The following is a 21812-nucleotide window of genomic DNA, read 5'->3' on the forward strand; positions in this document are numbered from 1 at the left end:
CCTCAGGCATACTGCGGTCATGAATACACTGCCTGATTTAAGCCAACTGACCCATGAACAACTGCTGGAATTTACTAGACAGTTGGCAATGCAACATCAGTCTCTGGCACAATCAAATCAAGAATTAGAAAAATCAAACCAGCAATTGGATGCCAAAGTTCAACATCTTTCCATTCTCACGCAAAAATACGAGCATGAGCTCGCACTATTTAAACAGCACAAATTTGGCAGTAAAAACGAACATCTCACCGCAAAACAAATCCATCTGTGGGATGAAGCGGTCGAAGAAGATATTGCCGCTGTTGATCTGGAACTGGAACGGCTGAATGCAGATAAAACTGATGCAGCGACACACAAAGCCACAGTCAACAAACCTAAACGTCGACTGCTGCCCGATCATCTACACACCATCCGTATCGAGCATGAACCAACATCAACCCAATGTGCTTGTGGCTGCACCTTGCGTCGTATCGGCGAAGATATCAGTGAAAAACTACATTTCAGACCGGCACAGTTCTATAAGGAACAGCATGTGCGTGGCAAATGGGTCTGTGATCAGTGTGACACCCTGACTCAGCAAGCGATGCCCGCCTATGTGATTGATAAAGGTATTGCCAGTCCTGAACTGCTTAGCCATGTGTTGGTCTCGAAATACGCAGATCATTTACCGCTGTACCGTCAACGTCTGATCTATCAGCGGGCGGGAATCGAGCTTTCTAGATCAACTTTATCTGACTGGATAGGTCGCTGCGGTGTAGAACTGGAACCTCTGGCCAATGCTTTAAAAGAGGTGGTGCTGCAACAGCGGGTGATCCATGCTGATGAAACGCCGGTCACCATCATGCGGATGAGTGATGATGAGAAAAAACCGAAGAAAGGTTATGTCTGGGCCTATGCAACAACCCAATATAATCCAATTCAAGCCGTGATTTATGACTTTCAGGATAGTCGTTCAGGCCAGCATGCTGAAGCGTTCCTGAAAGACTGGCAGGGCCATCTGGTCTGTGATGATTACAGTGGTTATAAAGCACGCTTTAAATCAGGCCAAGTCATTGAGGTGGGCTGCATGGCGCATGCTCGTCGTAAATTCCATGAACTGCATGTGACCAAGAAAAGTCAGGTCGCTGAACAGGCCTTAGTGCTGATTCAGAAACTGTATGCCATAGAAGCAGAACTCAGGAGAAAGACCGATGGTACAGCAGAACAGCGCCGCGAATACCGACAACAGCATAGTCAACCGGTGATGCAACAACTGTATGAATGGCTCAACCAGCATCAACTGACGGTGCCATCGAGTTCTCCAACCGCCAAGGCCATCAATTACACTCTGAAGCGTTGGCCAGCTTTAAGCCGCTATCTGGATGATGGCAATCTACCGATTTGCAATAATTGGGTGGAAGTGCGACACGAAGTCGCTTAATGAAGTTGTTCCCCCCTGCGGGAACCACCCGTGTCACCGGGTGAATCTAGAAGGCTGAATAAAGAGCGCCTTCGACAATGTAACGAGGCACCGCAAGGTGCGGGGTATCAATCGTGAGAGGCGTACCCTTCTGGCAGCCATAGCCGGACAAGGGCTAGATAATCGGTATGGTGAACACATGTGAATCTGCGTAACGATCGTTAAGTTGAACGAGCGGAAATGGCTGATACGCTCGAACCAAAACGGTAATGGAGGTGGGAATTGCGTCTTTCGACTACGCATTCGTGACCCATACGCCTCCCGGTCGATAGCAGGCACCTAAGCCGATGTACTTCAGTAAGCGGAACGTGGAAATCCCGTATTACTCCCATTGGGAAAGCAGTTTGCAAAAACTGCCCATGGTGATGCGGGCGAAGGAACGAGGAAAAAGCGAATGCCAGTCTGTAATGGGTTGGATAGAGGTTGAAACATTACCCCACGCGAAAGCGGGCTGACGTCCTTATGGTCTCTCATCACAAGAGAGTGTGTAGAACCCTTTTAATGGAGGGAGAGCAAATGAATGCAGCAGTATCAGCGTGTGCACCTTCCAGCACATCGTGGGACAGCATCGATTGGATTGCTGTACAGCGTCATGTCAGAGGGCTGCAAGCGCGTATTGTGAAGGCGGTACAAGACGGCAGGCATAACAAGGCGAAAGCTTTGCAATGGCTGCTGACTCACTCGTTTAGTGGCAAAGCATTGGCCGTCAAACGAGTGTCTGAAAACAAAGGCAAAAACACGGCTGGGGTCGACAAGGTGACTTGGAATACACCCAAGGCCAAGACCGGTGCGATGATGTCGTTGAAGAGGCGAGGTTACACGCCCCTTCCGCTTCGGAGAGTCCTTATTCCGAAGAAAAATGGCAAGATGAGACCTCTCGGGATACCCACGATGAAATGCCGGGCCATGCAGGCGCTCCATCTGCTGGCTTTGGAACCCATCGCGGAGACCATCGCTGATCGGAACTCTTATGGGTTCAGACCGCAACGCTCAACCGCGGATGCTGCAGCACAGTGCTTTGGTGTGCTGTCAAGAAAAGTAAGTGCGGAGTGGGTGCTAGAGGGTGACATTCAAGGCTGTTTCGACAATATCAGCCATGACTGGATGATCGCCAACCTCCCAATGGACAAGGTGATTCTACGGAAATGGCTCAAAGCCGGTTACGTCTACCAAAGCAAGCTGTTTCCCAGTCTTTCCGGAACACCGCAAGGAGGTATTATCTCCCCGGTGCTGGCCAACATGACCTTGGACGGACTGGAAACGATGCTGGCGAAGAGGTTCTCTAACGCCAAATGGACAGGCAAAAAGCTGCAACTGGTACGGTATGCGGATGATTTCATCATCACGGGGTATTCTAAAGAGTGGCTCGAAAATGAAGTTCGTCCTGCCGTGGTTGAATTTCTGGCGCAGCGCGGTCTCGTGCTCTCTCAGGAAAAGACCAAAATCACGCACATAGGGAACGGGTTCGATTTTCTTGGCTGGAACGTACGTAAGTACAACGGCAAGCTACTGATCAAGCCGTCAAAGGCAAACATCAGCGCTCATCTTGACAAGCTGCGAGCATTAATCAATGCAAACAAAGCGACACGACAGGCCACTTTGATCGGTTTGCTCAACCCGATTCTAAGGGGTTGGGCCAACTATCATAGTCATGTCGTTGCCAAGAAGGTTTTCAACCAGGTAGACAACGCAGTGTGGGAAATGCTCTGGCGATGGGCTGTACGTCGCCACCCTCGCAAGACACTCCGATGGGTCAAAGATCGGTATTTCAAAGTACAAGGAGCGCGTCGATGGGTGTTCTCATGTGATGAACAGTCCGCCGATGGTCGGAAGCGACAATACACATTAGTGTCTGCCTCGGACACGCCAATTGTGCGACATATCAAGATCAAGGCTGCTGCTAACCCTCATGACCCCGCATGGGATGAGTACTTCGAATCCCGATGGGGTAAAAGAATGCTGGTCTCCGCAAAGGGGCGAGCCAAGCTGTATCGGGTGTGGCTAAAACAAGGTGGTCGCTGCTGCGCCTGTCTTAAACCAGTCACCAAAGATACACCATGGCACAGCCGTCATATTGTGAAGCTAAGTCATGGTGGAACGGATGCAGTTGCTAATCTTGAGATTTACCATCTGTATTGTCCGAGGAGTGTTCAGTTTGCCAATGTCAACGATGTATAACCGGGTGCCGAATGGCGCCTTAGCAGAGGCTTGAGCCGTGTGCTGGGAAACTCGCATGCACGGTTCTTAGGGGGTTGGACGTAGGTAACTGCGTCTGACTACCCGACAACCAGGTGCGGCCTTGGGCGTTGGGACGTAAGAACTGGTTATTTGCAGGTTCGCTGCGTAGTGGTCAGCGAGCGGCAAACATCATGACTTTAATCCAGTCAGCAAAGCTGAATGGGCTGGATCCGTATGCCTATTTAAGTGATGTGCTGAAAAGATTGCCGACCCATAAAGTGACCCAAATAGAAGAATTGCTACCACACCGCTGGAAATCCAACTCAAATTAAAAAATAGACATGGGGTTCAGCGGACGCTTACATTGATGTAGCGTATTTTGACGTATGTTTCTAATATTGGCATGAATCGCTTTAACACGCTTTTTATTTCTAGCACGTTGAGCAATGCCAAGTTTTTGTTCGTATTGCCGATAGATTTGAGGGGCTTTGAGCTTTACGCCATCTGAACAGGTTGCAAGGTCTTTTAAGCCCAAATCTATACCGATTGAGGTATTACCCTTTGATTTAACTTGTTTTGTCTTATCAACAACTAAACAAACATACCAACGTCCACGACTGTCTTCTACAAATGAGCCTGTTTTGACGTTGTATTTTGATAGTCCATAGCTATCCCATAGCTTGAATTGATGCTTGCCATACTGAACGTAGCCATCAGCATATTTGATTGCAACCTTTTTGAACGGTATCCAACCCAAAGAACGTCTTGCAGACTTCTTATTACTCACCCGCCATTTTAGCTTTGCTTTTTTAAACTGCTTTCTTCGAGTAACCAATTCTTCTGTTATCGCTTGAACAGTTTGACTATGCAGATTGCATTCTTTAGATGTGCCTTTCGTGTATTTAGCAATATCGTAAGCTGAAAGAAATTCACCTTTTCTTTTTAGATGTTTAAATCCTAAATCATTCACATAATTCCAAACAAAATTTACTTCCGATGCGAGTTGGTCTAGTACCTTGTAATGTTTGTCTTTTATGCGTAATTTAAGTGTTTTCATGATTAAAATATATTTGGTCTATGAGCAATAGTCAAGAGATTAGAACAGGTCGCCACTGTGTTTTTAATATGCATGTACATTTAGTCTTTGTGGCTAAATACCGTAGAGATGTTTTTACCAAAGCAATGCTTGAAACAATGCGTGAAGTGTTTGAGCGTGTTTGTTTAGACTTTGAAGCCGAGTTGGTAGAGTTTGATGGTGAACACGATCATGTTCATTTGCTTGTGAATTATCGACCTAAAATAGCAATTTCTAGCTTAGTGAATAGTTTAAAGGGTGCTTCAAGTCGCATTGTAAGAACCAAACACCCTGAAATTAAAAACAAGCTATGGGGCAGTGCTTTGTGGTCGCCTAGTTACTTCGCTGCTTCATGTGGCGGTGCGCCAATTGGAATTATTAAACAATACGCCAATCTCAACTTTGAATAAGGCTTTCCAGTTGTAAAGGTGGATTTCCTAATCGTGTATTTAAAATTACTGCAATGGTATGTGAAAGAATCTTACGCGTAATTCTATGCGTTAAATGCCATAAATCTTTAGCTCTTACTTTTTGAATGTGAAATCGTTCAGTTAATTGACCTATAACAGTCTCAATTTTTCTACGAGCATTCATGAGCCTCGCCATAGCTTCCTTAGACCTGCTATCAGTCATGTTCTTTCTATAAGGTGTTTGTAAATCAATATCTTGGTACTTAAAATAGTGTTTTAATTCAGGTCTTAAGTATCCTTTATCACCACCAAGTAATCCCTGAATATCTTGAGTAATTTCTGGTGCAACATCACGTTCATCACAATGAGCTGGAGCAAAAGTATAGCCTGTAATCATTCCTGAAAAGTTAATAACGATATGTCCTTTGAAACCATAATATTTTTCTTGTTTAGCCGCACAATAACTAAAACCTGCAGATTCTTTGAAGTTTTTATGTTTTTTTGCTCTAGCATAACGACAAACAGGTATAGGAAAGCCATCGATAAAATGAATATTATCTAAACCGAAAACAGATTTTAGTTGTGACATAATCTGTTGATTTACATGCCATAATTTTGCACAATGTTTGCAAAAATTAGGATAGGAACCTAATTTTGGAAACCATTCAAACCAATTGTGTTTAAAGTAGAACCAGATATTTTTATCAGAATCTAAGCCAAGAAACTCTCCCACAATTTGTATAGTAAGAATTTCAATATCACTTAAAGCGGGTGGAAATCCTCTACTTCTTAAAGGTTGAATGACAATCGCTGAGTAAAATTGCTCTATGATTAAAAATACAGAAATGATAAATTCGTAAATGGACATAACTTGCTTTGCTTTTCTTAGTCGAAAATTAAATTGGGTTATGTCCTTTTTATTTCAAAGACTTAAAAAGTTGAGATTCGCGTAAACAATATATTCAACAACAGCAAACACCGCATTAATGGCTTACGCCACTCGCTTATATCCTCGGGCTAAACCAATAGGTATCTACACAATTTCCGAGCTTTGCGTTAAATTGAAGAGCATGCTCTTCAATTTAACATCTCTGGTCTGGATCAGCGTCTTGTCAAACGTTATAACAGCCTTGTAAAACTCAATATGAATCCTCTTGCTTCACTTGCTCCCGCAATCAAAGACCTGGCCTCTACCCAAAAGTCGAGTTTCTCAACTACACAGGCTGTTTGGCGATTCCTGAATAATAATAAAATCTCTTTTAGTCAATTAAACCAGCCGATTAAGCTTCTTGCATGCGAACAGATCAAGACATCACCGCATCAGTATGCATTAATCGTTCATGACTGGTCTCAACTGCAGTATGTGAAGCACAGTCATAAGGTTCGGCGTCTTCAAAGAACAGAGGCGAATTCAGGCTATGAATTGCAAAGCAGTTTACTTGTCGATGCGTCATCAGGGCTCCCAATTGCGCCATTAGCTCAGACGCTAACAGATGCATCCGGCTGTTATTCCACATTCAGTGAACAATACAGCGAGCGCAAGTCCCATTTGGACTCACTCGCAGAACAAATCAAAACGATTGAACAGTATCCGATTGAGAAAACAAAAGTCCATATCATTGACCGTGAAGGAGACTCGATTGCCCACTTGAGGGAAATCAGCAGCCATGGTTTCAAATGGTTGATTCGGGCCAAAGAAAGCCATCGGATTGAGCATCAAGGGGAAACCTACAAAGTTGCAGAAGTCGCAGAAAAAGTAGTAACTCAGCAAGTTAAGCCGATTGCTTATAAAGGAAACAGGCATATGCTGCATGTTGGAGAAACCGATATTCGGATAACGCGTGCAGCAAAACCGAAGAGAAAAGATGATTTAGGCCAACGGGTTGCTCCCCAGCCAGGCAAGGCAGTTACAGCCAGATTAATTGTTGCTGTGGTGAAAGATGCTCAAGGTAAAACAGTCGCGAGATGGTCGCTGATCAGCAATGTTTCTTCAGAGATTGATGCGGTAGAATTAACCACCTGGTATTACTGGCGCTGGACAATTGAGTGCTATTTCAAGCTTCTGAAGCAGGCAGGCCATGACGTTGAATCATGGCTTCAGACCACACCTGCAGCGATTTTAAGACGGCTCCTGATCAGCAGTATGGTGTGTGTACTGACTTGGCGAATACAGCGTTCTGAAGATGAACAAAATCAGAAAATTCGTATATTTCTGGCCCGTCTTTCAGGCCGACAGCAGAAGAGAGGTAAGTTGGAAAGTGCACCTGCAATATTGGCAGGACTTTCGATTTTACTGAACACTCTTCAACTGCTCTCAGAATATTCAATAGATGAACTGAATGAAATCGCAACAATTGCATTAGGTACATCAAGATGTGTAGATACCTATGGGCTAAACCCCGAGGTTTTACGCTCCAATGGATAAAAAAGACCGCAAAAGCGGTCTTTTTTTGTTTGAAGGGCTTAAAGTTTTAAGCTTGACCTTCAACAGCTGCTGCTTGAGCACGCTGCATATTTGCTTCGAACTCAGCATCAAAGTTAATTGGTGTAAGTAACAATTGTGGGAAACTGCCTTTAGTCACCATATCATTCACCGCTTCACGAAGGAACGGGAACAAGATGTTCGGGCAATATGCACCTAAGATGTACGGAAGACGTTCTTCTTCAACACCATCTACAAGGAAAATACCTGCTTGAGTAACATCGACAATAAACGCCGTGTCACCTGCATTGTTTGCTTGTACAACCACTTTAAGTGAAACTTCGTAGTGAGTTGGATCAACTTTTTCAGCAGAAGATGACAAGTTAATGTTTAACTCTGGTTGCCATTCTTTGGTAAAAACTTGCGCCCCAGGAACTTCAAAAGAAATATCTTTTGTGTAAATACGTTCTAAAGCAAGTTGTGGTTGAGCTTCACTCATTTTCTAATCCTTAATATGCTGAGCTAATTATGCCAATAGTTGGTCGAGTTTGCCTTCACGCTCTAAAGCATAAAGCTGATCAAAACCACCAATAAATTGGTCATCAATAAAAATTTGTGGAACCGTACGGTGATTGGTGCGTTGCATCAATTCAATGCGGACTTCTGGCGCTTCTTTAGATAAATTAATTTCTTTATATTCAACGCCTTTACGCTCAAGGAGCTGCTTTGCGCGAACGCAATATGGACATACAGTCGTTGAGTAAATAGTGACTTGAGCCATGAGTTTCTCCTTGTGCGAATTATTTAGCTTTAACCAGTGGTAAGCCTTGAGCCTTCCAGTTGCTAATCCCGCCATCTAAACGATAGCTGTCAGTATGTGCAACTTGTTGTAAAGCAGTACCTGCCACTTGGCCTAAGTTACAGATGAACACGAGTGGACGATCTGCAGCTTTTAACTCTTCAGCATGTTTTGTAATTTGGCTGTAGGGAATGTTGCGACTTCCACTAATATGACCTTCACGGAAATCTTTGGCATCACGTAAGTCAATCAACATGGCATTTTTAGCTTTCACTAAAATACCTAAAGATTGTGGTGAAATTTTGCGACCATTGCGTTGTCCTTCAAGTACGAAAAACAAAACAACCAATACCGCAAGTGTTCCAAATAAGAAGGGGTGATTCCCCATAAACTCGAACCAACGTTCCACAAGTCACCTAAATTACAATTCAAAAATTGCTAGAGAGTATAGCTCATAAAATATGGTGATCAAAATCACCGCTTCAAGGGCTAAGGTTGAATAAAAATTAATTTTTTTGCTGAGCTTCAGCAATTTCATCAATCAGACGTAAATAGCTGTCTAAACGGCGCGTTAAAATTTCACCATTTGCCGCAGCTAAGCGTAAAGCGCATTGTTTTTCATGTTTATGGGTACAGTTACGGAACTGACAGTAGCCCAATAAGTTTTCAATTTCAGGAAAGCCACGTTGCACTTTGTCGGTATCTAAATGCCATAAACCAAACTCACGAATTCCCGGTGAGTCAATCAGCGAGGCGCCTTCGCCAAAACCAATCAAACGGGTAGAGGTCGTGGTGTGCTGCCCTAAGGCTGAGTTTTCAGAAATCACATTGGTTTTCTGTGCAGCGTCTGGCACGATGGCATTAATCAGTGTGCTTTTACCTACCCCAGACTGGCCAACTAAAGCCACGGTTTCATTTTTTAAACGCTGGGTCAGTGCGGTTAAATCACCATCGGCTTGGGTTTGCATCACTTCATAGCCTAAGGTTTGATATTCCGCAATCAACGCTAAAATCGGGTCATTGTCTTTGAGCAAATCGGTTTTGTTCAGTACCAAAAGTGCTGGAATGTTGGCATCGGCACAGGCCACCAAATAACGGTCAATCAGACCTGGTGCAGGCTCAGGCAGTGGCGCAAACACAATCACAATCAGGCTGATATTGGCAGCGACAGGTTTTACTTTATGGTAACGGTCTGGACGAGTCAGTAGCGACTGACGTGGCTGTATGGCATTGATGATCCCGAGCCCCGTATTTGGGTCGGCTTGCCATTTGACACGATCACCTGTGACCAGTAGTTCGAGGTTGGTGCGTGTATGACAGCGCCAAATGCTGCCGAGTTCAATTGGTTTCCAAAACGGTTCAGGTTCACCTGCTTGTACCGTCGGTTTGATGGGATGTGGATCTGGAGTCGTAAGGGCTTGCACTTCAAGCTGACGGCCGTAGTGTTGTACCACCAAGCCTTCTAAATCATTTGAAGTGTCGATATCTTCTTGACGTGTTTGCTGTTGTTTCTGAATGCGACGTTGTTGCTGTTCAGTTAAACGACGTTTACGAATTAAAGCCATTCATATCCTAAAAAACCATGAATTCAAGATGGCAAAAATAGCACGAAGCAGGGTATCAGTTACAGCATCGAAGCAATTAATTTGCTACTATCATCGTTTTTAAGCCGAATAAGATTGCACATTTATGAGCAGCACCGCTGATACGCGTTTGATTTGGATTGACCTTGAAATGACAGGTCTCGATACGGATAATGACCAAATTATTGAAGTTGCTACAATTGTGACGGATGATAACTTAAATATTTTAGCTGAAGGGCCTGTGCTTGCTGTTCATCAGCCAGACCGTGTGCTAAATGCAATGGATGAGTGGAACACCCGCCAACATGGTCAATCTGGCTTAATTGAACGTGTACGTCGTAGTAAATTGACTGCGCAAGATGCAGAGCAGCAAACTTTAGAATTTCTAAAGAAATGGGTCAATCCAAAAAGCTCACCAATGTGTGGCAATTCAATCTGCCAAGACCGCCGTTTTTTACACCGTTTAATGCCTGAAATGGAACAATATTTCCACTACCGTAATTTAGACGTGTCTTCGGTAAAAGAGTTGGCTAAACGCTGGCGTCCAGAAATTATGAGTGGCTTGAAAAAGAATGCTTCACACTTAGCGATGGATGACATTCGTGATTCGATTGCGGAACTGAAGTATTATCGTGAATACTTTTTTATTATGAATAAATAAGTAGTAAAGAAAGAGGCGCTAGCCTCTTTTTTATTGAAATCGAATAGAATAGAGCTGAGGGTGTTTGTGTGGAAAAAAGAAACACTTTTTTGCTATACAAGTTTAAAACAAGCTTTATGATAAAGTAAATTAATTAAATTATAACAAAGAGTTGAGTTATGCAAAGTAATAACCCTATTTTGAACCGCGTGGAAACACATGCGGACTATAGTCAACCAATGACTGTTCAAGGTGCTATTCAGAAGTCTGTATTACTTACAGTGATTGCAGCTGTGGTCGGTATGGCACTGTTTTTATACTGTTTCATGACCTTAAATATTTCGCTGGCCTATGCTGCAACCTTAGTCGGTGCGATTGGTGGTCTAATTTTAGGCCTGATTGCAACTTTTAAACCAAATACCGCACGTACCCTTGCCATTCCATATGCCTTGTTTGAAGGTGCTTTTTTAGGTGGGGTGTCGGTTATTTTTCAATCGAAATATCCGGGTGTACCTTTACAAGCGCTGTTGGCAACTTTTGTCACCACTTTAGTGATGTTTGGTTTGTATCGTTTTCAAATTATTCGTGCCACTGAAAAATTCAAATCGGTAGTGATGTCAGCATCGATTGCCATCGCGATTGTGTTTGTGGTGCAGATGGTTATGCGTTTGGCTTTTGGTTCAAGCATTCCATTTTTATTTGAAAACAACTTATTAGGTCTAGGTTTTTCCGCTTTTGTTGCAGTGATTGCATCACTGAACTTAATTCTAGATTTTGATTTGATTGAAAGTGCTGCGGCACAACACGCTCCGAAAGCGATGGAGTGGCTGTGTGGTATTGCGCTACTAGCAACTTTGGTGTGGATGTACTATTCATTCCTACGTCTACTCAATATGCTGCGTGGCGACGACTAATCTCGTTAGTTTTAACAAATACGCCCCTTCATTGGGGCGTATTTGTTATTGAATGTTGATGAATTGAAAAAAGGCGCATTATGCAATTTCGGTTTCAACTTAAACTTGGCATTATGCAGATAAATTATTTTGAGTGAGAGTCACATGGCACAAGGACTATTGGCTGGAAAGCGTTTTTTAGTAGCGGGTATTGCAAGTAAATTATCAATCGCATTTGGTATTGCTCAAGCACTTCACCGTGAAGGTGCGGAACTTGCGTTTACCTATCCAAATGAAAAACTGAAAAAACGTGTAGATGAATTTGCAGCACAATTTGGTTCAACGATTGTTCTACCATGTGATGTGGCTGTCGATGCTGAAATTGAACAGACTTTTGTTGAGTTGGCAAAACACTGGGATGGTTTAGACGGTGTAGTACATTCGATTGGTTTTGCGCCTGCGCATACTTTAGATGGTGACTTTACCGATGTTACGGATCGTGATGGCTTTAAAGTAGCACATGACATCAGTGCATATAGCTTTATTGCTATGGCGCGTGCTGCGAAGCCATTACTTTTAGTTCGTCAAGGTTGCTTGTTGACCTTGACTTACCAAGGTTCTGAGCGTGTGATGCCAAACTACAATGTAATGGGTATGGCAAAGGCATCATTAGAAGCAGGCGTACGTTATTTGGCGTCAAGTTTAGGTGCAGAAGGGATTCGTGTGAATGCGATTTCAGCAGGCCCAATCCGTACTTTGGCGGCATCAGGTATTAAATCGTTCCGTAAAATGCTAGACGTCAACGAAAAAATTTCCCCACTTAAACGTAATGTGACCATTGAAGATGTCGGTAATGCTGCATTATTTCTTTGCTCACCTTGGGCAAATGGTATTACGGGTGAAATCATGTATGTTGATGCAGGTTTCAATACTGTAGGCATGAGCCCAGACTTGATGCTCGATGACTAATCGCTTAGTTAAAATGTAAAAAAACGGCACATCATGTGCCGTTTTTTATTCTACTTTTTATTGAGGGAGCTGTTGAATCGGGCTACCGCCCAGTGCTTGCATCAAGGTCACGTAAGCGTTGTATTGGCTTTGTTTGGTATTGACCAAGGTTAAGCGCGCAGTGCGCGTGGTTTCTTGTTGATCCAACAAGGTTTTTAAAGCAACAGCACCATAGCGATAGCGGACTTGGGTCAAACGTTCCACTTTCTCCGCAAGTTCTAAATTCCGCTGTTGCAATTGCACTTGTTGACTCAACTCAGTTCGTGCAGACAGGGCATTTTCTACATCGGCAAAGGCTTGGTACAAAGTCTGACGATATTGCACGATGGCTTTTTCATAGTCCAATTGACTAACCTCAAGTTCCCGTTTCATGTCGTTATATTGCAAGAACGGCAGACTTAAACTCGCACCTAAGGTTAGGGCAGGGTTTTTGAGTAATTGCGTTAGCGAGGTACTGCTTGAACCAAGATTCCCAGTCAAACTGATCGAAGGATAATAGCTCGCCGTGGTGGCATCTTTGGTGGCTAAACTCTCTCGTAAACGTAGCTCAGCCGCTTTTAAGTCTGGACGGCGCGACAAAATGTCGGCTGGTAAGCCCGCTGCGATACTTGGTAAAGCTAAGCGTGGTAAACGCTTTGGTTCATCAATATTCAACTGCTGTACAGGCATATGCAGTAACACGGCAATTGCGGTACGGGTCTCGACCAGACTTTGCTGAATTTGACTCAGACTGGCTTTTTGACTTTGTACTGACTGTTCAGCTTGAGTTAAGTCCAGTCTTGATACAGCACCAGCTTGATACTGAACTTTAACCAAGTCATAGAGTTTTTGTGAGGTTGCAAGGCTTTGCTCGGCCGTTGTACGACTTTCATTATAATAGGCCAACTGCCAATATAGCTTCGCCGTGGTGCCAATTAAGCTTTGAGCAGTCGCTTGTAAATCTTGCTCAGTTGCCAGTGCTTCCCATCGCTTTGCTTCAGTTTGACGGGCCAATTTACCAAATAAATCGACTTCATAACTTAAGCCAGCACCCAAAGACAGACCACTTGAGCTGTCATTGCCTGAGTTCAAGTCAAACTGATGACCTGTAGACACCGTAGAGTTCACTCGTGGCTTTTGCTGATTTTCAGCCAGTTCTGCTTGTAAGCGTGCTTGTTTTAAGGTCATCCCTGCAACGGCCAAATCGGCATTTTTTGCGAGCACAGCATCGACCAGTTGATTGAGTTGTGCATCGCCAAATAGCGTCCACCATTGATCTGCATACAAGGCTTGTTGACGTTGTTGCGATGTTGCTTTGTCGTATTGAAACTGAGATGGCGTCTGTACCGCTGGCGCTTGATAAGGTGTTTTAACCACAGCTGCACAGCCAACCAACGTGCTACCAAGCAGCATCGCGGTACAAAGGCGCGTTAATAAAAAAGGCATATTTTTTTCCTTATTCTCTGGCAAGTGCTGCAACAGGGTCGAGTTTGGCTGCATTTTTTGCAGGCAAGAAACCAAACACCACACCAATTAAAGTCGAGCATACAAATGCGGCGATAATAGACGTGGTTGAGTAAGCAACCCCGAAATTGCCCCCAGCAAATTTTTGAATGATTTGTCCTAAGCCAAGTGAGAGCAACACGCCTAAAACCCCACCAATCAGGCAGACTAAAATGGCTTCAATCAGGAACTGCTGCAAAATATCACTTTGACGCGCACCCACTGCCATCCGAACCCCAATTTCTTGCGTCCGTTCGGTCACTGAAACCAACATAATATTCATTACACCGATACCACCTACCACCAAAGAAATCACGGCAATTGCGGAAACCAGCAGAGTCATGGTACTGGTGGTCTTTTCAATGGTTTGGCGAATACTGTCGCTGTTCATGGTGAACACATCTTGTTGACCATGACGCAAGGTGAGTAAGTTCACAATTGCGTTTTCAGCCGCGCTGGTGGAGTACTTATCGTTGATTTGCACCACGATATTACGCACATTACTTTGACCGAGCATACGACTCATGACCGTGGTGTAGGGCATATAGACATTCAAAGTATCATCGGAACCCATAGCACTGGTTTGTGGTTCGACGACACCAATAATGCGTGCAGGAACACTGCCCAAAAGTACAACTTGCCCAATTGGACTGCTACCATCACTAAAAAACTGTTTTTGTGTATTGGTGTCAATGACCACGTCTTGGGTGCGGTCACGGACGCTCCGCTGGTCAAAGGTTTGTCCATTTTTGAAGGTCAGGCCTTTCACTGTGAAATAATCACCGCCGACACCATTAATGGTGGCATTGGCTTCACTCTGTTGATAGCGAATGGTTTTGGATGAACTCACCATTGGACTAACCGCACTCACATACGGTTGGGTGGCGAGCGCTTCAGCATCGGCAGGAACAAGAGTTTTAAAGTTGGCCATTTTGGAGTTATCACCAAAACCGCGACCTTGGAACACCGTAATCGTGTTAGTTCCTAAACTACTGATGTTACTTAAAATCTGTTGTTGTGATCCATTTCCCAAAGCTACCACCGTCACGACGGAGGCAATCCCGATAATAATGCCGAGCATGGTCAAAAAGGTTCGCATGCGGTGTGCATTCATGGACAAAAGTGCCATACGGAAGGCTTCACCTAAACGGTCGAGCAGAGAACGCCATGCAGAGACACTTTTATTTTTTTCTTGCTGGGCAGAAATCGCAGTTTCTGCATCAGGGTCGCTGTGTAGTTCAGTGTCATGCTCAGGTTGATTGACACGGTCTGCAATGATTTGCCCATCGCTGATCTCGATAATCCGCGAGGCATTTTTCGCCACTTGCATATCGTGGGTGACCAAAATAATGGTATGGCCTGCGGCATTTAACTCACGCAAAATCCGCATCACTTCCACGCCACTATGCGAGTCTAGGGCACCTGTCGGTTCGTCAGCGAGAATGACATCACCGCCGTTCATCAACGCACGTGCAATCGAGACACGTTGTTGCTGTCCCCCAGAAAGTTGACTTGGTCGGTTTTGAGTTTTATTGCCCAGCCCTAATTCTGTCAGTAAAGCAGTGGCACGTTGTTTACGTGCATACGGTGTTGCCCCTGCATAAACCGCAGGGACTTCAACATTACCTTCTGCGGTTAAGTCGCCTAAAAGGTGGTAACGCTGGAAAATAAAACCAAAATACTCACGACGTAATTCGGCCAATTGATCCGGTTCGAGTTTACCCGTTTCGCGACCATTAACCTGATAACTTCCTGAGGTTGGGCGGTCGAGACAACCCAAAATATTCATCAGGGTGGATTTACCTGAACCCGACTGGCCGACAATGGCAACCAATTCACCTTCGTAAATGGTCAGGTCAATGCCTTTGAGAATTTGGACAGTACTTTCGCCAGCTGGAAACTCTCGCACCAAATTGCTGACTTCAAGTAAGGCTTTTTTGGTCATGCTTACATTCCCATTGGTGGACTGTTACGACGGCGGTTGCTGCTATTGGCAGAAGCGGCAGTATTCTCCGAACTGTCTGCAATCACCACTTGATCGCCTTCTTTTAAGCCTGCCAGCACTTGTGCATTGACGCGGTTATTGATACCCACCAAAATTTGTTTGGGTTGAGCTGAGCCATCCGCTTGTAAGACACGGACTACGCTCAGCGTAGCTTTACCTTCTTTGACCAATTGTTGTTGCGCTGCATTTAAATTCAGACGTTCAAGTCGCGGACCTTGAGGTCGGTCTGAGTCCGATTTGCTTTGTGTCGATGACGCTGCTTGCGTATTTGAACCGCTGTTCCGCTTTGCATTTGCAGGACGAGTTGAAATTGCAGAAGAAGGGACTAATAACGCATTTTTTGCAGAATCGAGCACGATGTAGACTTGTGCAGTCATATCAATACGTAGCTTGCCATCATGGTTGGGTACATCAAATAGAGCATTGTAGTAAATTGCGGTGCTGGTTGATGTGCTGGTGGTACTTTCATCGGTAATCGAGTCTGGCGCGGGCTCAACTTGACGTAGGTTAGCATAACGCTTGCTGTCATCACCTAAAGTGGTGAAATACACCTGTTGGCCTTTTTCAACTTTCATGATGTCCGCTTCACTGACCTGCGCCTTAATGGTCATATTTTGTAATTTTGCAATTTTAACAATAGTCGGCGCACTTTGATTGGCGTTTACAGTTTGACCTTCCTCAGTCACGATCGCCACCACGGTACCATCAGTCGGTGCCACAATGCGGGTATATCCGATATTGGTTTGCGCGGTCGACTTAGTCACCTTTGCAGATTCAATCTGTGCATCAATCGCTTTAATTTGTGCTTGTGCTGTTTTATAGCTGGCCTCAGCCGATTCTAATTCTGCTTTTGATGTGGCATCTTGCGCATACATTTGCTGTTGACGCTTATATGCCAGTTGCGCCTCATTAAGACTGGCTTCCTGTTGTAGACGCTGCGCTTGCAAATTTTTAATATTGGCTTCTGCTGTTTTAAAGCTGTTTTCTTGAGTGGTTGAATCAATCTGCGCAATCAATTGACCTTGTTTAACTTCATCGCCCAGTTGCACATACATTTTCTGTACTTGACCTGAGACCTGTGCGCCGACACTCACCAGTTTGGTTGCATCTAAAGTACCTGTCGCCAATACCGTATTTTCAAGATCACCACGAGTGACGGATTCGCTAATATACTGTGGTTGTTCTTGTTTTGGTTTGAAATATGTCCACGCGACATAAGCAAGTACGGCAACACAGAGTACCGCGATAACCATTTTGACAGCTTTTATTTTTTGCATTGGAATCAGGGAGTAAACAGAATTGCAGATAGTATAAAAGCGAAATACGGATAAATCGTGAATTTTTTGAACAAATAGAAATGATTATTATTTTTAAAAGACTCGTTGCGGTAATTTAAGCGGGAAAGAGTGACTTTCCACACAGCGTTGCAATGGCTTGCATCACGACATGTTCAGCATTTTCATGCCCCAAACCTTTAATCGAAGCATCAATGCGAAGCAGGAGACTGGGCCACGTTAAAAAGCACTGCGGGTTCAGTCGACGTAAGGCGTGTTGATAGACGCTGACTTTATTCTTCCAAATCCCCAGTTGTAGTGCATTTTGCGGTTGCTCAAACAGTTGCATGAGTAAACGCATTTCTTTACTGATACTCCACAAAATCAGACTAAGGGGTTCACCTGAGGCAATCAGGTATTGGTAAATTTTAATCGATTGCGCCAGATTGCCTTCGAGCAGAGCATCACTCAAATCGAAAGTACTATAGCGGGACTGGTCTTGTAAGCAGGCATGTAAATGATCAATCTGAATCAGCTCAACCTCGGCAAAGGTGTCGCTGACACGCATTAAGCTATTTTTAGCTGCGAGTAAGTTGTGTTCATGGTGTTGTTCTAACCATTGCCATGCATCCTGACTCAGTTTAACCCCAAGCTTATCTGCTTCAATGCTTAAAATCTGCTGACGGTCACGCGGATAATTTGCGGTCAGGGCAACATGCACGCCATTGGCTTCAACCGTTTGGAAAAAGCCCGTTTTTAGGCTGGCGCTGTCCTGTTTTGGCATCACCACCAAAAGCAAGTTCTGTTCATTGTTTTGGATATAGCTTTTTAGCAACTTTAAAGCGTTAGCATCGGGCTTAATATTGCCATGAACTTCAATGGCAAGCTGACTTGAAAATAAGGACAAACTATAGAGTGCATTAAAGACATTTTTCCAGTCATTGACATTGCTAATGTCATGCCGTTGTCGTTCAATTTCTTGCTTTTGCCAACTTGCTCGAAACGCATCCAGTAAATTTTGCTCAAGCAATGGTTCTTGACCTTGCATAATCCACACACCGCGAGCTTCATCGACACGTTTTAAGGCTTGCAAATAGTCAAGTTTCATTGTTAATAAACCTTACTGCTGTGCAGGTGGTAGACGGTTCGATGAAATCTGACGCACAATTTGCTGCGCGACATCATCCACGATGACTTGATTCAAATAGTTTTTCTCTTGGTCATCGGTGTTAACGGTTTCAACGTTGTATTGATAACTACGCGTTGCAACTACGGTCCGTGGTTCAGTGATTGGACGGCCTTGCGCATCTTCAATACGGAAGGTGACATTGAGGCGTAATAATACTTCAATCAGTTTACCGTTCAACTCTAAACGCTGCGGTTTATAATCTAGCACGCGAAGCACATAGGCATCTGAACCACTGCTCAGCTGTACACCCGACGCACCTAAATAAATGGCCAATTTTTCATGCAATTCATCGGTGTTCTTCGGAAGCACCAAATTCATTTTTGAATAAGCAATCGGTGTTGCGCTTGGATTGATGCCTTTCAAGTGAAAGCCACACCCGACCAAGCCCGCACTTAGGCCACAAGTTAAAACAATAGCTGCCAAACGTTTGCCTAAATGCATGTGTTGTCCTCTGTTTGCTCTTTTTTATAAAAGAAAAATAATATGCCGTGATTGTATGTGCAAAGCCCGTTGACTGGCAACGGGCTTTGTTTGGGTTTTGTTTATCATTTTCAGTTCCTTCTCCCTTAGGGAGAAGGTTAGGATGAGGGGAGTTTACCTCTCCCTAGCCCTCACTTGCAGAATTGTTTAAAGCAGTGCTTAAACAATTCTTCAGGAGAGGGAACCTAAGAAGGAGTTTTAAAGCTTTTTAAACCACCAAATTCACTAATTTATTTGGCACCACAATTTCTTTCTTGGTTGGACCTGTCAAGAATTGTTGAACTTCTGGCAAGGCTTTAGCCAATGCAAGCAATTCATCTTTCGATGTATCGACAGACACTTCTAATTTGCCACGCAGTTTACCATTCACTTGAACCACAATCGTTTGCGTATTACGTGTGAGTGCAGATTCGTCTACAGTCGGGAACAACACGCTGGTTAAGTCCAGTCCGAATTCAGCCAATAAAGTCTGGCTTAAATGTGGTGCAAATGGTGCAAGTAAAGTTAAAAGCGTTGTAATCGATTCACGAGCAACCGCAACATCATTATCATTTTTCGCTTCAAATTTATTGTTCGCATTTAATAGTTCCATCATCGCTGCAATAGCCGTGTTAAAGGCATGGCGGCGTTCGATGTCATCACCCACTTTTTGAATGGTTTCATGCGTTTTACGACGTAAGTCTTGTGCTTCTGTAGACAGTTGAGCAGTATCAATTGCAAAGGCTGCATTACCTTTTTCAAGGAAGCTGGCAACCAAACGCCATACACGTTTCAAGAAACGGTTTGCGCCTTCCACACCTGCATCAGACCATTCGAGTGATTGATCTGGTGGAGCTGCAAACATCATGAACACACGTGCCGTATCTGCACCGTACTGATTAATAATAGCTTGTGGGTCGATACCGTTATTTTTCGATTTCGACATTTTCTCTTGGCCACCAACAATTACGTCCTGACCATCACCTTGGTATTTCGCAGACAGAATACGCCCTTTTTCATCACGTTCGAGGTCGATATCTGCAGGGTTAAACCAAGTTTTCTTGCCTGATTCAGCTTCACGGTAATAAGTGTCTGCCAAAACCATACCTTGAGTTAATAGATTGGTAAATGGTTCATTACCTTGTACTACACCTTCATCACGCATCAATTTGTGGAAGAAGCGTGCATAAAGTAAGTGCAGAATCGCGTGTTCAACACCACCGATGTATTGATTTACTGGAAGCCATGTTTGAGCAGCTTCAGGTTTAACTAAACCATCAGTAAAATCAGGAGATGCATAACGTGCATAGTACCAAGATGACTCTACAAAGGTATCTAAAGTATCAGTTTCACGACGCGCATCACCACCACAGCTTGGGCAAGTGGTTTGATAAAACTCAGGCATCTTGTTCAATGGGTTCCCCGAGCCATCAGGTACGACATCAGTCGGTAAGACCACTGGAAGTTGCTCTTCAGGTACAGGAACCTGACCACATTTTTCACAGTTGATCATTGGAATTGGGCAACCCCAATAACGCTGACGCGATACACCCCAGTCACGTAAACGGAACTGAACTTTGGTGCTTGCAAGAGTTGTTGGTTCTAATTTCGCAAGGAACGCATCATAAGCTGCTTGAAAGTCTAAACCGTCGAATTCAGCAGAATTGACCAATTTACCCTCTTTAGAGCCGTACCATTCTTGCCATTGTGCAGCATCAAAGTCTGCATCGTCTGCACCTTGAGCATCAATCACTTGTTTAATGGTTAAGCCATATTTATTGGCAAATTCAAAATCACGTTCGTCGTGTGCAGGTACAGCCATCACTGCGCCAGAGCCATAAGACATCAACACGTAGTTGGCAATCCAAACAGGAACTGCTTCGCCAGTGACAGGATGCTTTACAGACAGACCTGTTGCCATGCCTTTCTTTTCAGCAGTGGCAAGGTCAGCTTCAGCCACAGAACCCATACGGCATTCTTCAATAAATGCTTTAAGTTCAGCATTATTTTCCGCAGCTTTCAGCGCCATTGGATGTTCTGCTGCAACAGCAACATAAGTCACACCCATTAAGGTGTCAGCACGTGTTGTAAATACTGTTAAGCCATCTGCATATACGTCAGGATTTGCAGAAGGGAAGGTAATATCCATCCCTTGTGAACGACCAATCCAGTTGCGTTGCATGGTCAAGACTTGCTGTGGCCAACCGTCTTTTAATGTGTCTAAATCGTCTAATAATTCTTGTGCATAGTCGGTGATGCGGAAGTAGTACATTGGAATATCACGTTTTTCAACCAATGCACCTGAACGCCAGCCACGACCATTTTCAACTTGTTCATTGGCCAGTACCGTCTGATCCACAGGATCCCAGTTTACTGTTGAAAGTTTGCGGTAAATAAGGCCTTTTTTATAAAGTTGCACGAACAACCACTGTTCCCAGCGGTAGTACTCAGGGGTACACGTTGCAAATTCACGATCCCAATCGACGGATAGACCTAATTTTTTTAATTGGTCACGCATATATGCGATGTTTTCAAAGGTCCATTTCGCAGGTGCAACTTGGTGTGCAATCGCAGCGTTTTCAGCAGGTAAACCAAAAGCATCCCAACCCATAGGTTGCAGGACAGTTTCCCCTTTGAGACGGTGGAAACGGCTGATGACATCACCAATAGTGTAGTTACGCACATGACCCATATGCAGTTTGCCACTTGGATAAGGGAACATCGAGAGAATATAACGACGTGGACCTTCTACAGAGTCGGCAACTTTAAAGGCTTTACGAGCTTCCCAGTCTTGTTGGACGGTAGGTTCAATCGCGCTCGCTTGATATTCAGGGTCAATGTGAGTAGTCATATACGTATGTAGAACAATGGTTAAAAAGTTTGTTGCACAGCATAGCGCAAAATGCACCTAAAAGTGAATTTTGCGCTATGTTTTG

General features: G+C 44.1%; 17 protein-coding genes and 3 pseudogenes. 8 read left to right on the forward strand and 12 right to left on the reverse strand.

Translation table 11 applies throughout. The features are described from left to right. Positions 1–19: 19 nt before the first annotated feature. The 3 genes and pseudogenes from tnpC to AC4CU3_RS11540 form a co-directional block, all read left to right on the forward strand. Positions 20–1399, forward strand: a pseudogene (tnpC, locus tag AC4CU3_RS11530) (IS66 family transposase); the annotation flags it as partial. A 576-nt stretch (positions 1400–1975) separates the two neighbouring features. Further along, complete coding sequence (ltrA, locus tag AC4CU3_RS11535) at positions 1976–3637, forward strand: group II intron reverse transcriptase/maturase (RefSeq protein ID WP_005167203.1); 1662 nt, start codon at positions 1976–1978, stop codon at positions 3635–3637. A gap of 104 nt (positions 3638–3741) precedes the next feature. Beyond that, positions 3742–3969, forward strand: a pseudogene (locus tag AC4CU3_RS11540) (transposase domain-containing protein); the annotation flags it as partial. Between the two features lie 17 nt (positions 3970–3986). Here the strand turns inward: AC4CU3_RS11540 and AC4CU3_RS11545 are convergent. Continuing rightward, positions 3987–4694 (reverse strand): annotated as a pseudogene (locus tag AC4CU3_RS11545) (RNA-guided endonuclease InsQ/TnpB family protein); the annotation flags it as partial. Positions 4695–4714: 20 nt separating this feature from the next. On the opposite strand from AC4CU3_RS11545, the gene tnpA reads away from it, so the two are divergent. Beyond that, complete coding sequence (gene tnpA, locus AC4CU3_RS11550) at positions 4715–5122, forward strand: IS200/IS605 family transposase (RefSeq protein WP_490738213.1); 408 nt, start codon at positions 4715–4717, stop codon at positions 5120–5122. On the opposite strand, the gene AC4CU3_RS11555 is transcribed toward tnpA, so the two are convergent. Next, positions 5109–5990 carry an IS982 family transposase gene (locus AC4CU3_RS11555; RefSeq protein ID WP_019767920.1) on the reverse strand — a complete coding sequence of 294 codons (882 nt, stop codon included), beginning with the start codon at positions 5988–5990 and terminating at the stop codon, positions 5109–5111. The genes tnpA and AC4CU3_RS11555 overlap by 14 nt on opposite strands. A gap of 276 nt (positions 5991–6266) precedes the next feature. Here AC4CU3_RS11555 and AC4CU3_RS11560 point away from each other — a divergent pair, with 276 nt between their 5' ends. After that, positions 6267–7547, forward strand: coding sequence for a transposase (locus AC4CU3_RS11560; protein WP_490738215.1), 1281 nt, complete (start codon positions 6267–6269; stop codon positions 7545–7547). A 46-nt stretch (positions 7548–7593) separates the two neighbouring features. Here AC4CU3_RS11560 and secB read toward each other — a convergent pair whose 3' ends face one another. The 4 genes from secB to rsgA all read right to left on the reverse strand — a co-directional run bounded on the left by secB (position 7594) and on the right by rsgA (position 9908). Next, positions 7594–8043, reverse strand: coding sequence for a protein-export chaperone SecB (gene secB / locus AC4CU3_RS11565; protein WP_004697631.1), 450 nt, complete (start codon positions 8041–8043; stop codon positions 7594–7596). Between the two features lie 27 nt (positions 8044–8070). Next, the gene (gene grxC / locus AC4CU3_RS11570; RefSeq protein ID WP_004697632.1) at positions 8071–8325 is read right to left on the reverse strand and encodes a glutaredoxin 3; all 255 of its coding nucleotides are present in this window, start codon (positions 8323–8325) and stop codon (positions 8071–8073) included. Between the two features lie 19 nt (positions 8326–8344). Then, entirely contained in the window at positions 8345–8752 is a 408-nt protein-coding gene (locus tag AC4CU3_RS11575; RefSeq protein WP_004697633.1) for a rhodanese-like domain-containing protein, read from the reverse strand. 97 nt (positions 8753–8849) lie between these two features. Next, the gene (rsgA, locus tag AC4CU3_RS11580; protein ID WP_178928290.1) at positions 8850–9908 is read right to left on the reverse strand and encodes a ribosome small subunit-dependent GTPase A; all 1059 of its coding nucleotides are present in this window, start codon (positions 9906–9908) and stop codon (positions 8850–8852) included. 124 nt (positions 9909–10032) lie between these two features. On the opposite strand from rsgA, the gene orn reads away from it, so the two are divergent. The 3 genes from orn to AC4CU3_RS11595 all read left to right on the forward strand — a co-directional run bounded on the left by orn (position 10033) and on the right by AC4CU3_RS11595 (position 12428). Next, positions 10033–10587, forward strand: coding sequence for an oligoribonuclease (orn, locus tag AC4CU3_RS11585; RefSeq protein WP_004697635.1), 555 nt, complete (start codon positions 10033–10035; stop codon positions 10585–10587). Between the two features lie 158 nt (positions 10588–10745). Beyond that, positions 10746–11480, forward strand: a complete 735-nt coding sequence (locus tag AC4CU3_RS11590) for a Bax inhibitor-1/YccA family protein (RefSeq protein ID WP_490738217.1) — start codon at positions 10746–10748, stop codon at positions 11478–11480. Positions 11481–11624: 144 nt separating this feature from the next. After that, positions 11625–12428: an enoyl-ACP reductase FabI gene (locus AC4CU3_RS11595; RefSeq protein WP_004697637.1), complete on the forward strand. Its 804-nt coding sequence runs from the start codon at positions 11625–11627 to the stop codon at positions 12426–12428. Positions 12429–12485: 57 nt separating this feature from the next. Here the strand turns inward: AC4CU3_RS11595 and AC4CU3_RS11600 are convergent, their stop codons facing one another. The 6 genes from AC4CU3_RS11600 to leuS all read right to left on the reverse strand — a co-directional run bounded on the left by AC4CU3_RS11600 (position 12486) and on the right by leuS (position 21727). After that, a complete protein-coding gene (locus AC4CU3_RS11600; protein WP_279045219.1) occupies positions 12486–13892 on the reverse strand; it encodes an efflux transporter outer membrane subunit in 1407 nt (468 codons plus the stop codon). Positions 13893–13902: 10 nt separating this feature from the next. After that, positions 13903–15894: a MacB family efflux pump subunit gene (locus AC4CU3_RS11605; protein WP_178928287.1), complete on the reverse strand. Its 1992-nt coding sequence runs from the start codon at positions 15892–15894 to the stop codon at positions 13903–13905. 2 nt (positions 15895–15896) lie between these two features. Next, entirely contained in the window at positions 15897–17231 is a 1335-nt protein-coding gene (locus tag AC4CU3_RS11610) for a MacA family efflux pump subunit (RefSeq protein WP_178928286.1), read from the reverse strand. A 115-nt stretch (positions 17232–17346) separates the two neighbouring features. Next, positions 17347–18336 (reverse strand): DNA polymerase III subunit delta, encoded by a 990-nt coding sequence (gene holA / locus AC4CU3_RS11615; RefSeq protein ID WP_178928285.1) that lies wholly within the window; start codon positions 18334–18336, stop codon positions 17347–17349. A gap of 12 nt (positions 18337–18348) precedes the next feature. Next, positions 18349–18858 (reverse strand): LPS-assembly lipoprotein LptE, encoded by a 510-nt coding sequence (locus AC4CU3_RS11620; protein ID WP_062031226.1) that lies wholly within the window; start codon positions 18856–18858, stop codon positions 18349–18351. Positions 18859–19105: 247 nt separating this feature from the next. Further along, positions 19106–21727, reverse strand: a complete 2622-nt coding sequence (gene leuS, locus AC4CU3_RS11625; RefSeq protein ID WP_178928284.1) for a leucine--tRNA ligase — start codon at positions 21725–21727, stop codon at positions 19106–19108. Positions 21728–21812 lie beyond the last annotated feature (85 nt).

The sequence above is a fragment of the Acinetobacter sp. 802_lipA genome (assembly GCF_058242885.1).

Excerpts from the sequence above, each read along its gene's own strand:
- AC4CU3_RS11605 (WP_178928287.1), bottom strand. The coding sequence starts at position 15,894 with ATGACCAAAAAAGCCTTACTTGAAGTCAGCAATTTGGTGCGAGAGTTT.
- grxC (WP_004697632.1), bottom strand. The coding sequence starts at position 8,325 with ATGGCTCAAGTCACTATTTACTCAACGACTGTATGTCCATATTGCGTT.
- holA (WP_178928285.1), bottom strand. The coding sequence starts at position 18,336 with ATGAAACTTGACTATTTGCAAGCCTTAAAACGTGTCGATGAAGCTCGC.
- orn (WP_004697635.1), top strand. The coding sequence starts at position 10,033 with ATGAGCAGCACCGCTGATACGCGTTTGATTTGGATTGACCTTGAAATG.
- rsgA (WP_178928290.1), bottom strand. The coding sequence starts at position 9,908 with ATGGCTTTAATTCGTAAACGTCGTTTAACTGAACAGCAACAACGTCGC.
- tnpA (WP_490738213.1), top strand. The coding sequence starts at position 4,715 with ATGAGCAATAGTCAAGAGATTAGAACAGGTCGCCACTGTGTTTTTAAT.
- AC4CU3_RS11590 (WP_490738217.1), top strand. The coding sequence starts at position 10,746 with ATGCAAAGTAATAACCCTATTTTGAACCGCGTGGAAACACATGCGGAC.
- AC4CU3_RS11610 (WP_178928286.1), bottom strand. The coding sequence starts at position 17,231 with ATGCAAAAAATAAAAGCTGTCAAAATGGTTATCGCGGTACTCTGTGTT.
- AC4CU3_RS11555 (WP_019767920.1), bottom strand. The coding sequence starts at position 5,990 with ATGTCCATTTACGAATTTATCATTTCTGTATTTTTAATCATAGAGCAA.
- leuS (WP_178928284.1), bottom strand. The coding sequence starts at position 21,727 with ATGACTACTCACATTGACCCTGAATATCAAGCGAGCGCGATTGAACCT.
- AC4CU3_RS11620 (WP_062031226.1), bottom strand. The coding sequence starts at position 18,858 with ATGCATTTAGGCAAACGTTTGGCAGCTATTGTTTTAACTTGTGGCCTA.
- ltrA (WP_005167203.1), top strand. The coding sequence starts at position 1,976 with ATGAATGCAGCAGTATCAGCGTGTGCACCTTCCAGCACATCGTGGGAC.
- secB (WP_004697631.1), bottom strand. The coding sequence starts at position 8,043 with ATGAGTGAAGCTCAACCACAACTTGCTTTAGAACGTATTTACACAAAA.
- AC4CU3_RS11560 (WP_490738215.1), top strand. The coding sequence starts at position 6,267 with ATGAATCCTCTTGCTTCACTTGCTCCCGCAATCAAAGACCTGGCCTCT.
- AC4CU3_RS11600 (WP_279045219.1), bottom strand. The coding sequence starts at position 13,892 with ATGCCTTTTTTATTAACGCGCCTTTGTACCGCGATGCTGCTTGGTAGC.
- AC4CU3_RS11595 (WP_004697637.1), top strand. The coding sequence starts at position 11,625 with ATGGCACAAGGACTATTGGCTGGAAAGCGTTTTTTAGTAGCGGGTATT.